This is a genomic window from Neorhizobium sp. T25_27, assembly GCF_002968565.1.
GTDB lineage: Bacteria > Pseudomonadota > Alphaproteobacteria > Rhizobiales > Rhizobiaceae > Neorhizobium > Neorhizobium tomejilense.
In genome coordinates, this window is the sequence record NZ_PVBJ01000012.1 from 85,922 (window position 1) to 99,672 (window position 13,751).

A 13,751-nucleotide genomic window follows, 5' to 3' on the forward strand; every position below is an offset into this window, starting at 1 on the left:
TTTCGAACAATCTAATAGTTGATTCCCGCCGGCGGGGCGGAGGCTGATTCCTGCGGAGTATTCCAGATTGAAGATGCGGCTCGCGGATCGCCGAAGGCTGATGTCCTTCGGCTTGCGGGAAATCTGGCGACGCCTTTGCCGGCGTTCCGCCGGATTCCGTCTGGCCGCGACCTCGTTTTCCATGCAGGTACCGGATCGGCTGATCGTCGCGCCAACTGATCTGAGGGCGCTCGATCCGTTCGTGGCGGAGGAAATCCTGGAAGGGCGGTTCCCGCTCGCGGGGCGAATTCTCGAAACCTACGGTCAATCGCCGTTCTCCGTCGAGCTGCCGTCGCGGGCGGCAGCAGAGCGGCTGCATTCCTTCGCCTGGCTCCGCCATATCCGCACCAACAAGACGGAAGCTGCCTGTGCCAGCGCCCGACAGGTGGTCGCGGACTGGATCGCGCTTTATGGTCGACGGCCGCAGGGCATTGCGTGGGAAGCGCATGTCGCAGCGGAGCGGGTGATCGCCTGGCTTTCGCATTCCACCGTCGTGCTGCAGGGCGCAGAAGCCGGCTTCTACCGCCGCTTCATGAAAAGCCTCGCCTATCAGGTCCGGTATCTGAGGAAGATAGCCGGCTGCACGCCGGAGGGCGATACGCGGCTGAGGCTCAGGATCGCGCTTGCCATGGCCTCGATCTCGATGCCGACACGGGCCGCCTATATCAGGCGCGAGGGCAGGCGCCTGGATCGGGAGCTTGAACGTCAGATCCTTGCCGATGGCGGGCATGTGTCGCGCAATCCGCGTGCGGTGCTCGACCTGCTGATCGATCTCCTGCCGCTTCGCCAGACCTATATCAATCTCGGCCACGACCTGCCGCAGAAGCTCATCCCGACGATCGATCGCATGTATCCGGCGCTCCGCTTCTTCCGGCACCAGGACGGTGACCTGGCGCTGTTCAATGGTGCGAGCTCGACGCCTGCGAGCGAGCTGATGTCGGTGCTGCGTTATGACGAGACGGCCGGCAAGCCGTTCAAGGCGCTGCCGCACATGAACTATCATCGCCTCTCGGCGGATGGCACGACGCTGATCGTCGATACCGGCCGCCCGCTCTCTCCAGGGCTTTCCCGCGGGGCGCATGCGGGCTGCCTGTCCTTCGAGATGTCGGCCGGCCGGCACCGCTTCATCGTCAATTGCGGTTCGCCGAAATATGCAGGGCGGAACTACCGGCACATGGCACGCTCGACGCCCGCCCATTCGACGGTAACGCTCAATGAGACGTCGTCCAGCCGCATCATCCGGTCCCGGTTCGCAGGCTCCATGCTGCTCGGCGGCGTGTCGGAGGTGGAGGTCGAGCGCTGGGACGACTTGCACGGCAATGACTGGCTGCGGGCCAGCCACGACGGCTACGTCCACCAGTTCGGTTATTTCCACGAACGCGAGATCGGCCTCAATGTGAAGGGCAACAAGATCAAGGGCCACGATAGGCTCTTCCTGCCGGAGGGCGAGGTGGCCGAAAGCGGGCCGTTCCTGGCGGTGGCGCGTTTCCACATCCATCCGGTCATCACGCTGTCGCGCCGGGACGAGGAAAGCGTCAGCATGCGTGCGCCGGATGGAGAGACCTGGATCTTTGCGGCACCGGGGCTGCAGGTGATGATCGACGAGGACATCTTCTTTGCCGACGTCTCCGGCGTGCGGCCGAGCCAGCAGCTCGTCATCGAGTTTTCTCCGCCGGAGACTTCGGAAATACGCTGGATGCTGAGACGCGGCGAATAGGCCGTTTCTTCTTCCGCCAAGCTGTGCTAACGGGCGGCCATCTTACCTTCGCGCCGGGTCCCGCGGCGCCTTTCCAGGAGAGACCGATGGCCGTCGTTTCCAAGAAAATCCCCGCTCCCGACCGCATCAGGATCCGCACCGCGCTGCTCTCGGTCTCCGACAAGACCGGTATCATCGAGCTTGCCAAGGCCCTCACCGAGCGGGGCGTGAAGCTGCTGTCGACGGGCGGTACGCACAAGGCGATCGCCGCCGCGGGCCTTGCCGTGACCGACGTGTCGGAAGTCACCGGTTTTCCGGAAATCATGGACGGGCGGGTGAAGACGCTGCACCCGACCGTGCATGGCGGCCTGCTGGCGATCCGCGACGATGCGGAACATGTCGCGGCGATGAAGGAACACGATATCGAGGGCATCGATCTTGCCGTCATCAACCTCTACCCGTTCGAGGAAGTGCGCGCCGCCGGCGGCGACTATCCGACGACGGTCGAGAATATCGATATCGGCGGCCCGGCGATGATCCGCGCGTCCGCCAAGAACCATGCCTATGTGACCACCGTCACCGATCCTTCCGACTACCCGGCACTGATCGAGGCGCTGCGCTCGAATGACGGGCAGACCGTCTATGCCTTCCGCCAGAAGCTCGCCGCCAAGGCCTATGCCCGCACGGCCGCCTACGACACGGCGATCTCGAACTGGTTCGCGGAAGCGCTCGACATCGAAATCCCGCGCTACCGGACGATCGGCGGCGTGCTGAAAGAAGAGATGCGCTACGGCGAGAACCCGCACCAGAGCGCCGGCTTCTACGTGACCGGCGAAAACCGTCCGGGCGTGGCGACCGCAAAACTGCTTCAGGGCAAGCAGCTTTCCTACAACAATATCAACGATACCGACGGCGCCTTCGAGCTGATTGCCGAATTCTCGCCGGAAAAGGCGCCGGCCTGCGCGATCATCAAGCACGCCAACCCCTGCGGCGTGGCCACCGGCCCGAGCCTCAAGGAAGCTTATCTCAGGGCACTCGCCTGCGATTCCACCTCGGCCTTCGGCGGCATCATTGCGGTCAATCAGCTTCTCGACGCGGAGACGGCCGAAGAGATCGTCAAGTTGTTCACGGAAGTGATCATTGCGCCGGCGGTTTCCGACGAGGCCCAGGCGATCATCGCTGCCAAGAAGAACCTGCGCCTGCTGGTGACCGGCGGCCTGCCGGATCCGCGCTCGCGCGGCCTGACGGCGAAGACCGTTTCGGGCGGCCTGCTGGTCCAGACCCGCGACAACGGCATGGTCGAGGATATCGACCTGCGCGTCGTCACCAAGCGCGCACCGACGCCGACCGAACTCGAAGACATGAAGTTCGCCTTCAAGGTCGCCAAGCACGTGAAGTCGAATGCGGTCGTCTACGCCAAGAACGGCCAGACGGCCGGCATCGGCGCCGGCCAGATGAGCCGCATCGATTCAGCCCGCATCGCCAGCATCAAGGCGGAAGAGGCGGCCAGGGCCATGGGCTGGGCCGAGCCGATGACCAAGGGTTCCGCAGTCGCCTCGGAAGCGTTCTTCCCATTTGCGGACGGCCTGCTTTCGGCAATCGCGGCCGGTGCCACGGCGGTCATCCAGCCTGGCGGTTCGATGCGCGACGACGAAGTGATCGCCGCTGCCGACGAGCATGGCGTGGCGATGGTGTTCACGGGAATGCGGCATTTCCGGCATTGATGGTGCTGGATGTTATGCACTGAGCGTGCGGCGTGGGTCCTCGGGTCAAGCCCGAGGATAACGACGGAAAGGGTGTTTCAGGCTGCCCAAAGAGAGATTTGAGCAAGCCGCGACGCCCGCTTTTCTCTGTTTGACCCGCGCACTCCGTCATCCTCGGGCTCGACCCGAGGATCCACGTCCCGACCAAATAGCTATCCGTCTCTACTTCCTGTTTGCCGGATACGGCGTCGCAAACAGCAGCAGCAACCCTGCCACGAGGAAGATCAGCAGCGTCGCCATGCCGAGCCGGGCGGAGCCGCTGGCATAGGTCATGAGCGAGAAGAACAGCGTGGCGAGGAAGCTCGTTGCCCGGCCGGAGAGAGCGTAGATGCCGAAATAGCGGCCGGTCTCCGAAAGGCTGACGCTGCGGGCAAGATAGGATCTGGACGAGGCCTGGACGGGGCCGAAGGCGATGCCGATCAGCAGTCCGAACAGGATATAGGCCTTTTCGGCCGCGGTGCCGAACAGTCCCCCGCTATCTTCTGCCGAAAGAGGCAGAAGGCCGAAGAAGACGAAGCCGGGGCCGGTGGAAATGATGCCGAGGGTGGCCACCAGCAACAGGACGAGGCTGATGATCACGACGATCTTCGAGCCGAGCAGGCGGTCGAGCCAGCCGGCGACGATGCAGCCGAAAATCGCCACGACATTCAGGATGATGCCGTAGATGCCGATCTCGATCGTCGCCCAGCCGAACATCCCGGCCGCAAACGTGCCGCCGAGGATCAGCAGGCCGTTGACGCCGTCCTGATAGAGCATGCGGGCGACCAGGAATTTCGCGATGCCGGTGCGCTGCCTCAGGTCCCGCAGCGTGCCGCCAAGTTCCCTTATGCCGGAACGGACCGCCGCGCCGAGCGGCAGGCCCTTCACGGCGTCCGGTGTGAAGAAGAACATCGGCAGGATGAACAGGAAATACCAGAGGGCGGAGATAGGACCGGTGATCCGAGCGTCCTCGCCGAGATGCGGGTCGAGGCCGAAAAGCGGGGAGATGCCGATCAGCGTTTTACCGGTTTCGGGATTGGCGGCGAGCAGCGCCACGACGGCGATCAGCACGATCATACCGCCGAGATAACCAAGCCCCCAGGCGACGTTGGAAATGCGGCCGACATCCGCCTTGGAGACCAGCCGCGGCATCATCGAATCATTGAAGACGGTTGAGAACTCCGCGGCGATCGATGCGAAGATCATGAAGATCATCGGCCAGATGATCGGAGAACCGGGCGCTGCAAACCAGAGGGCCGAGACGCAGGCGATCTTGATCATCGCAAAAAAGGCGATCCACGGTTTGCGGGGGCCGGCCTGGTCGGCGATCGAGCCGAGGATGGGGGAGAATACGGCGATGACCAGCGACGAGACCGTCGCCATGTTGCTCCACGCCGCCTGCGCCGAGACGGGATCCTCGGTCAGCCTCGAGACGAAATAGGGGCCGAAGATGAAGGTGGTGACGACGGTGAAGAACGGCTGGGCCGCCCAGTCGAAGAACATCCAGCCCCAGATGCCGCGCCGGCTCGTTTTCACCGGCGCATCGTCCACATCAATAACGGCCATTTTTCCCCCGGATCAGCCAGTTCGGTCCGTTGTCCTACATCGCCCGACCGTGCGCAAGATCGCTGAGGAGACCGGCCGCGACGGTGATCTTCGGAAGCGTCAACTCGCCGCTTTCGCTCAAGATCACCAGTTCGGCACCGATGCGGTTCACCCGCACCCGGTCGCCGCCGACCCAAGCTTCCAGCGGCTTCTTGTCCTTCGGATGGGCAGTCATCGCGGCGATGACGATATCGCGGCGCGCCGAGGCGAGCTGCTGCAGGCTACGGGAGAGCGCCAGGCTTTCATAGTGCTCCGAGGTGCTGATGCGTTCGCCAGCGCCGATCAGTCGGTTGATGCGGAAGGTTTCGGTAACAGTGAAATAGCTCTCGGTGGCGCGCGCCATGGTCTCGCCGGTGCGGTCGGCGATCAGCATGATCTCCGGCACCAGGACCAGCGTCGACAGCAACAGGATTTCACGGGCAAGCGATGCCGGTATGCCCTGCGCTTCGAGTTCCGAGGCGCGGGCTGCGGTTTCCACGAAATCTCCGCCCGCCAGTGACGAGCGCAGCCCTTTGATCGCGGCCTTGAGCCGGCTCATCGCGCCGTCCATGTCGCCGGTGCCGACCTGCGTCTGCAGGATGAGGCGGGTTGCTTCCGCGAAGGTCTCGGTGGTGCGGGCGTAGAGATCGTTCTGCAGCTGGCCGGGGATTTTTCCATCCAGCGCATCGATCTCGGCCCAGAGCTTGGGAAGTTCGAAGCCGTCGCGGGCAAGGAAGGCAGCCTTGACGACATTTGCTGCCGTAGCGCCGGTCATATCGCTCATCTGCTGCACAAAACCCGGGCCGCCGCGGTTGATCGCCTCGTTGGCGAGCGTGGTGGCGACGATTTCGCGATGCAGGCGGTGGGACTGGATGTCCGCCGCGTAAGCCTTCTGCATCTTGGCCGGGAAATAGGCCTTCAGGACGGCCGAGAAATAGGGGTCGTCCGGCAGGCTGCTGTCGAGCAGGGCATCGAAGAGAACGATCTTCGAATAGGAGAGCAACACGCCGATTTCTGGCCGGGTCAGCGGTCTGCCGGAGGAATAACGCTCCGCAAGCTCCGCATCATCGGGCAGAGTTTCGACCTTGCGATTGAGCTGGCCTTGCGATTCCAGCACGGACATCAGCCGTGAAAGTTCTTCGCGGTTGCCGGTACCCTTGCGTTCGGTCAGCGAGATCGACAGCGGCTGCAGATAGTTGTTGCGCAGCACGAGATGGCCGACTTCTTCGGTCATCGAGGCGAGAAGCTGGTTCCGTTTGTCGCGGGCAAGCCGCCCATCCTGCATGGCCGAATTGAGGGCGATCTTGATATTGACCTCGACGTCGGAGCAGTTGACGCCGGCGGAATTGTCGATCGCATCGGAATTGCAGCGCCCGCCATTCAGCGAATAGGCGATGCGGCCCTTCTGGGTCATGCCGAGATTGGCGCCTTCGCCGATGACGCTGGCGCGCACCTCGGCCGCGGTGATGCGGATGGGATCATTGGCGCGGTCGCCGACTTCCGCATCGGTTTCGGAGGTTGCCTTGATATAGGTGCCGATGCCGCCGAACCAGAGGAGGTCGACCGGGCTCTTCAGGATCGCGGTCATGATCTCGAAGGGCGTCGCCGTCGTCTTGTCGATACCGATTGCGGCAGCGGCCTGCCTGGTGAGCTTTACCGACTTCTCCGAGCGGGAAATGACCATCGCCCCTTCGGAAAGGGTTGATTTGTCGTAATCCTGCCAGCTCGACCGGGGCAGGGCGAACATGCGTTCGCGTTCGGTGAAGGACTTTTCGAGATCCGGATCCGGATCGATGACGATATCGCGATGGTCGAAGGCCGCGATGAGACGGATCTTGCGCGACAGCAGCATGCCGTTGCCGAAGACGTCGCCGGACATGTCGCCGACGCCGACGACTGTGAACGGCGTCGTCTGGATGTCGATATCCTTCTCGCGGAAATGCCGTTTCACGGCTTCCCAGGCGCCGCGAGCGGTGATGCCCATCTTCTTATGGTCGTAACCGACCGAACCGCCGGAGGCGAAGGCATCGTCCAGCCAGAAGCCGGCTTCCTGCGCCAAGCCGTTGGCGGTGTCGGAGAAGGTCGCCGTACCCTTGTCGGCGGCAACCACGAAATACGGGTCGTCGCCATCGAGGCGGATCGTGTCCGGCGGCCCGACGATGTCGGCGCCGACGATATTGTCGGTGATCGACAGGAGGGTGCGGATGAAGGTCTTGTAGGCTTCTCGGCCGGCATTGAAGAATGCGTCGCGGGAGCTCGCCGGCGGCAGCATTTTCGGGAAGAAGCCGCCCTTGGCGCCGACCGGCACGATCACGGCGTTCTTGACCTGCTGCGCCTTCACGAGGCCGAGGATTTCCGTCCGATAGTCCTCGCCGCGGTCCGACCAGCGCAGGCCGCCGCGCGCAACCTTGCCGAAGCGCAGGTGCACGCCTTCAACCTCGGTGCCGTAGACGAAGATTTCGCGGAAGGGTCGGGGTTCCGGCAGGCCGTCCAGCAGCTTCGGATCGAGCTTGAAGGCGAACATCCGGTGCGGGGCGCCATTGGCATCGCGCTGGAAGTAGTTGGTCCGGAGCGTGGCATCGACCGCATTGACGAAACGGCGAAGCGTGCGGTCCTCGTCGAGATTGGGCACGTTGCCGAGCGCTTCTTCGATTTCGGCGTGATGGTCGGTGAGTTTCTTGACGCGGGCCTTCTCAGTGATCTTCGGGTCGAAGCCGTCGCGGAAGAGGCGGAAGATGGCGGCGGATATGGCCGGGTATTTCACCAGGGTGTCGGCGATATAGGCCTGCGAGTAAACGATGCCGGTCTGGCGCAGATAACGGGAATATGCGCGCAGCACCGTGACTTCGCGGGCGGACAGGCCGGCCAGCAGAACCAGCCGGTTGAAGGTGTCATTGTCGATCAGGCCTTCGAAGGCGGAGAGGAAGGCCTCTTCCAGAGCCAGGCCTTCGCGGGACAGGTCGACCTCGCGCCCGTCGCCGAGCTGCAGTTCCATGTCGTGGAGGACGATCAGCTTGCGGTCGTTTTCCGGCCCGACCTCGATCTCGAACGTCTGCTCGCTGACGGCGTGGAAGCCAAGGTTTTCGAGAAGCGGCACGCGGCGGGAGAGCGACAGGTGCCGGTCCTTGTGGAAGATCTTCAGCGACACGGTGTTGGCGGCGTCGCCGGGGCGGCGATAGAAGGCGATGCGGATCGTTTCGCCGGCTGCACAGGCGGCGATGTCCGGCAGGTCGGCGAAGGTTTCGTCGGGCGAAAAGGCTTCCTGGAAGGCCTGGGTGACGGTGAGCCGCGGTCCCTCCTCCGCAAGCGCTGCGAAGCGGTCCTCCCAGGGGGTGGCGATGAGCCGGATCGCTTCCTCGAGCTTGCCCTGCGCGATCCTCGGCGTCTTGCCGCCGCGCCGGCCGATGATCATGTGGACGCGGGCGACGCCGCCTTCCGGGAAAGCCGGGTAATAGGCGGAGACGTGGCCGTCATAGACCTTGGTCAGGTAGTCGCCGACCTTCTCGCGGACCAGGGAATTGTAGTCCTCGCGAGGCACATAGACGATCACCGAGACGAAACGGTCGAAATGGTCGATGCGCGGCAGGACCCGGACGCGCGGACGCTCGCTCAGTTCCATGATCTGCTCGCAGAAGCGGGCCAGCAGATCGGCATCGATCTGGAAGAGGTCGTCACGCGGATAGGATTCGAGCGTGTTTTCCAGCATGCGGCCGGAATGGCTGTCGGGGTCAAAGCCGAACTGCTCTTCCACCCGACCGGTCTTGGCGCGCAGGAGAGGGATGTCGCGCACGGAATGGGTATAGGCGGTTGCCGTGAAAAGACCGACGACGCGCAGCTCGCCGACCACTTCGCCCTTTTCGTCGAAGCGCTTGACGCCGACATAATCCATGTAGGCGCGGCGGTGCACCACGGATTTCACGTTCGCCTTGGTGACGATCAGGAAATCGGGGCCGTCGAGGAACTCGAGGATTTCGGGGGTGGTCGTCACCGCGTCCTTGCCCTGGCGCAGCACCAGCACATCCGGATCGGAGAGGATGCCGAGACCGCGGCCCTTGCCGCGTTCAACCTTGGCCTCAGTGCCCTTGCCGGAATAGACGTATTCGCGCATGCCGAGGAAGGTGAAGTTGTCGTCGCGCAGCCAGTCCAGGAAGGCGAGCGCCTCGTCGCGATCGGCCTTGCGGCGGCTTGTCGAATTGCTGAGCTGCTTGGCGGCCCCGTCGAGGACTTCCAGCATGGAGCCCCAGTCGGTGATCGACAGATGAACCTGGTCGAGGATGTAGCGGATGCGCTCGGTGAGCGAAGCCGCCTGTTCCTCGTTGAGCGGCGAAAGATGGATCTGGATGAGGCTCACATGATGAGCCGGGTTGCTGGGCTGCTCATTGGAGCGGAGCGCCGGTTCCTTGCCCGGTTCAACGACCAGGATCGGATGAACCGCCATGGTCAGGTCGCGGTGGGTGGCGGTCACCTCGCCCATGACCGAGTCGAACAGGAAGGGCATGTTGCGGTCGACGACGGTCAGCACCGAGACCGGAATACCGTCCGGCTCGACACCGGCGATCGGTTCGACCGTGATGTCGGCCCGGATCCGCGTCCAGGCCATCAGCCGCTCGGCTGCATGATTGGCGGAAAGCGCCAGCATTTCCGGCGTATAGCTTTCGATGTCGTCAGTGCTGGCCCGGGCGAACAGGATGAGCGGGTCGAGATGCGGCCCCTTGCTCGCAGCGACGATCTTGCGTGCGCTTTCGATCTGTTTTTCCCGTTTCGGATTCTGCCTGACGGCCATGTCCCTCTCCCCTTTTTCCGTCCCCGGACGGAATAAATTAGATGTGTGTCATCGTGCAGCAACGTGGCTGATCCATGTCCGTCGGCACTACACGTTTCATTGTTCCGTGAAGGCTTGTTGACATGCGGCGACGAAGAAACGATCAACAGGGCCATCGTAGCCGGAAAGCAATCACATGCAGGATACCAGCAGTGCCGTCCTCGTCATCTCCAGCCATGTCGTGCGCGGCTCGGTCGGCAATCGCGCCGCCGTCTTCGCGCTCGAGACGCTGGGATTTCCCGTCTGGGCAATGCCGACCGTCGTCCTCCCCTGGCATCCCGGTCATGGGCCTTCTACACGGCTGACCTTTCCCGAATCAGATTTCGACAAGGCTATAGACGATCTTATTCGCGCGCCATGGCTCGGAGAAGTGAAGGCGGTGCTGACCGGCTATTTCGGGAATGCGGCCCAGCCGCGTTCGGTGGCGCGGCTGATAAGGGCGCTGAAGGAGAAGAACCCGGGCCTTCTCTATGTCTGCGATCCTGTCATGGGCGATCTCGGCGGGCTCTATATTCCGCAGCCGACGGCAGAAGCGATCCGTGACGAACTCATTCCGCTTGCGACGATCGCCACCCCGAACCGCTACGAACTCGCCTGGCTTTCCGGCGCACCGCTCGAAACCAACAACGATATCATGGATGCCGCAATCGCACTCGGGCCGCCGCGCATCCTGGTGACCTCAGCCGTGCCGATGATGGCGGGCGGTACAGGCAATCTCTACCTGACGGGCAAACATGCGCTGCTTGCCGAACACCGGCTGATCGACAATCCCCCGAACGGGCTCGGCGACCTCCTGGGAGCGCTCTTTCTCGGGCGAATCCTGGCCGGAATGGAGGAGGAAAAGGCGCTGCAGCTGGCAACCGCGAGCGTTTTCGAAGTCCTTGCGCGCACGGCCAAGCGCGGTGGCGACGAACTGACGCTGGAGACGGACGCGTCGAGCCTTTCCACTCCCATGGCGATGGTTCAGATGCGCCGGCTCGTGCATCCCTTGCAGCGGATCAAGCGGTAATAGGCCTCGGGAGTTCGCAGATGCACAATGGCCGTTGATCTTCGCTCGACGGCGCTATAATCGTTGCTCCATGACGGATTTTCCTGACAGACTTCTGGCGGGCTACCGCAATTTCATGAGCGGTCGCTATAGTGACGAACGCGAGCGTTACCGGGTGCTGGCGGATAGCGGGCAGAAGCCCCACACGCTGCTGATTGCCTGTTGTGACTCCCGTTCTGCGCCGGAGACCATTTTCGATTGCGGGCCGGGCGAACTTTTTGTCGTGCGCAACGTTGCCAACATGGTGCCGCCCTACGAGCCCGACAGCCAGTTTCACGCCACCTCGGCAGCGCTCGAATATGCCGTTCAGGTGCTGGAGATCGACAATATCGTGGTGATGGGCCATGGCCGTTGCGGCGGCATCAAGGCTGCCCTCGACCCGTCCATCGAGCCGCTGTCGCCGGGCGACTTCATCGGCAAGTGGATGGGGCTGGTGAAGCCCGCCGCCGAGCAGATCCAGAACAACGAATTCATGACGCAGGCCGAACGCCAGACGGCGCTGGAGCGGGTCTCGATCCGCAATTCGATCGCCAATCTGCAGACGTTTCCCTTTGTTCGCAAACTCGGCGAAGAGGGGAAACTCGGCATTCACGGCGCCTGGTTCGACATTTCGACCGGCGAGCTCTGGATCATGGACAGCAAGGGCGATTTCGTCCGCCCGGACCTCACCGAACCGCCGGAGCAGACCGAACAGGCGTCGGCCTGAATTTTTCAGGTGTAGGCGAAGCTTGATGGCCGGCGGGGCTTATTGGCCGTCGATCTGCGCGCCCATATAGGCGATTGCCTTCTGATAGACGGTCGCGGCGTTCCAGCCCTGGATAGCACCGAAGTTCGGCTCGCCCGGCTGATAACCGGCACCTGGCCTCCAGCCGTGGCCCTTCAGGAAGTTGGCGGTCGAGGCCAGCGCGTCGGCACGCGAACGAACCATGTCAATATGGCCGTCGCCGTCACCGTCGGCGCCGTAGCGGACGACGTTCAGCGGCAGGAACTGGGTCTGGCCGATCTCGCCATGGGCAGCACCGCGGGCGGTGATGCTCAGATCACCTCGGCCGACGAGCTGAAGGGCCGCATAAAGCTGCTCGGTGAAATAGGCGGAGCGGCGGCAATCGTAAGCAAGCGTCGCGACGGCGGAAAGCGTGTGCTGATCACCCATGAAGCTGCCGAAACCGGTTTCCATGCCCCAGATGGCAATGATCGGGCCGGCCGGCACGCCGTAGCGGCGTTCGATCTGCGCAAACAGCGAAGCGTTGCCGGATTTCATGCCCTTGCCGCGGGAGATGATGGCGGCCCCGCCGCGTTTCCTCATGAAGTCTTCGAAGGAGAGCTTGAAGCTTTTCTGGCCGCGATCGGCGCTGATGGTCGGACGGTTGTAGGAGACGTTCGAGAAGGCCTTCTCGACGACGGAGGGGTTGATGCCGCTCGAAGGGGCAACCCGCTTGAACTCTTCGACCCAGCGGGCGAAGCCGGATGAATCGTTGCCGCATTGGAGCGCGGCAACAGCCGGACTAGCGGTCATGAAACCGGTTGCGATCAATCCTGCCAGCAAAATCTTCTTCATGCGGTCAAACCCGTCCCGAGAGCCGGATCGCTTAAGTCAAAAGCGTCCGGATAATGTGCATTGTTTCGGCCTTATGGCGGCGGTTGCAGACAATCGCAACTCACCCGTTCATGAATAGTTCGTGATATGGGTGATTCGGAAGAAAAACCCCGCCATTTCTGACGGGGTTTCTATCGGAACATGCTTAATAAATTTATTATTTATCAGGCAGCAGCCTTGCGCGGCTTGATCAGGCCGCGATTGACGAGCAATTCGGCGATCTGGATGGCGTTGAGCGCGGCACCCTTGCGCAGGTTGTCGGAAACGACCCAGATATTGAGGCCGTTTTCCACCGTCGCATCCTCACGGATACGGGAAATGTAGGTGGCATCCTCGCCGGCGCATTCGTAAGGCGTGATGTAGCCGCCGTTTTCATGCTTGTCGATGACGAGGCAGCCCGGAGCTTCGCGCAGGATATCGCGGGCCTGATCCGCGCTGATCTCGTTTTCGAACTCGATATTGACCGATTCCGAATGGCCGATGAAGACCGGAACGCGCACGGCGGTGCATGTCACCTTGATCTTCGGGTCGAGCATCTTCTTGGTTTCGGCGAGAACCTTCCACTCTTCCTTCGTATAGCCGTCTTCCATGAAGCTATCGATATGCGGGATGACGTTGAAGGCGATCCGCTTGGTGAACTTCTTGGATTCGACCGGATCAGCGACGAAGACGGCGCGGGTCTGGGTGAAGAGCTCGTCCATCCCTTCCTTGCCGGCGCCGGAGACCGACTGGTAGGTCGAGACGACGACGCGCTTGATCTTGGCGAAATCGTGCAGCGGCTTCAGCGCAACGACGAGCTGAGCGGTCGAGCAATTCGGATTGGCGATGATGTTGCGCTTGGTAAAGCCGGAGATCGCATCGGGGTTCACTTCAGGAACGATCAGCGGAACGTCCTGGTCGTAACGCCAGGCGGACGAGTTGTCGATGACGACGCAGCCCTGGGCGCCGATCTTCGGCGACCACTTCTTGGAAACCTCGCCTCCCGCCGACATCAGGCAGATATCGGTGTCGGAAAAATCGTAGTTTTCCAGGTTGGAAACCTTCAGCGTCCGGTCGCCGAACGAAACTTCGGTTCCCTGGCTACGGGCGGATGCCAGCGCCACGACTTCGTCGACCGGGAAGCCGCGTTCGGAAAGGATCGTCAGCATTTCCCTGCCGACATTGCCGGTTGCACCGGCGACTGCGATCTTGAAACCCATTTTGTGCTCTCTTTCTGTCTCTCC

Annotated in this window: 8 protein-coding genes; 4 read left to right on the top strand and 4 right to left on the bottom strand. The window is 62.6% G+C overall.

What is annotated here, in order from left to right; all coding sequences use genetic code 11:
* Nucleotides 1-73 precede the first annotated feature (73 nt).
* Both C5J24_RS26440 and purH read left to right on the top strand, forming a co-directional pair.
* Nucleotides 74-1,756 (top strand): heparinase II/III family protein, encoded by a 1,683-nt coding sequence (locus C5J24_RS26440; protein WP_105404434.1) that lies wholly within the window; start codon nucleotides 74-76, stop codon nucleotides 1,754-1,756.
* Between the two features lie 86 nt (nucleotides 1,757-1,842).
* Nucleotides 1,843-3,459 carry a bifunctional phosphoribosylaminoimidazolecarboxamide formyltransferase/IMP cyclohydrolase gene (purH, locus tag C5J24_RS26445; protein ID WP_105422157.1) on the top strand — a complete coding sequence of 539 codons (1,617 nt, stop codon included), beginning with the start codon at nucleotides 1,843-1,845 and terminating at the stop codon, nucleotides 3,457-3,459.
* Nucleotides 3,460-3,660: 201 nt separating this feature from the next.
* Here purH and C5J24_RS26450 read toward each other — a convergent pair whose 3' ends face one another.
* Both C5J24_RS26450 and C5J24_RS26455 read right to left on the bottom strand, forming a co-directional pair.
* A complete protein-coding gene (locus tag C5J24_RS26450) occupies nucleotides 3,661-5,043 on the bottom strand; it encodes an MFS transporter (protein WP_105422159.1) in 1,383 nt (460 codons plus the stop codon).
* A gap of 34 nt (nucleotides 5,044-5,077) precedes the next feature.
* Entirely contained in the window at nucleotides 5,078-9,844 is a 4,767-nt protein-coding gene (locus tag C5J24_RS26455; protein WP_105422161.1) for an NAD-glutamate dehydrogenase, read from the bottom strand.
* 175 nt (nucleotides 9,845-10,019) lie between these two features.
* Here C5J24_RS26455 and pdxY point away from each other — a divergent pair, with 175 nt between their 5' ends.
* Both pdxY and C5J24_RS26465 read left to right on the top strand, forming a co-directional pair.
* Nucleotides 10,020-10,892: a pyridoxal kinase PdxY gene (gene pdxY, locus C5J24_RS26460; RefSeq protein WP_037086250.1), complete on the top strand. Its 873-nt coding sequence runs from the start codon at nucleotides 10,020-10,022 to the stop codon at nucleotides 10,890-10,892.
* Between the two features lie 70 nt (nucleotides 10,893-10,962).
* The gene (locus C5J24_RS26465; protein ID WP_105422162.1) at nucleotides 10,963-11,637 is read left to right on the top strand and encodes a carbonic anhydrase; all 675 of its coding nucleotides are present in this window, start codon (nucleotides 10,963-10,965) and stop codon (nucleotides 11,635-11,637) included.
* Nucleotides 11,638-11,676: 39 nt separating this feature from the next.
* Here the strand turns inward: C5J24_RS26465 and C5J24_RS26470 are convergent, their stop codons facing one another.
* Nucleotides 11,677-12,489: a lytic transglycosylase domain-containing protein gene (locus tag C5J24_RS26470; RefSeq protein WP_105422164.1), complete on the bottom strand. Its 813-nt coding sequence runs from the start codon at nucleotides 12,487-12,489 to the stop codon at nucleotides 11,677-11,679.
* Nucleotides 12,490-12,692: 203 nt separating this feature from the next.
* On the bottom strand, nucleotides 12,693-13,727 hold the full coding sequence (locus C5J24_RS26475; RefSeq protein WP_046636720.1) for an aspartate-semialdehyde dehydrogenase: 1,035 nt from the start codon (nucleotides 13,725-13,727) through the stop codon (nucleotides 12,693-12,695).
* Between the last annotated feature and the right edge of the window lie 24 nt (nucleotides 13,728-13,751).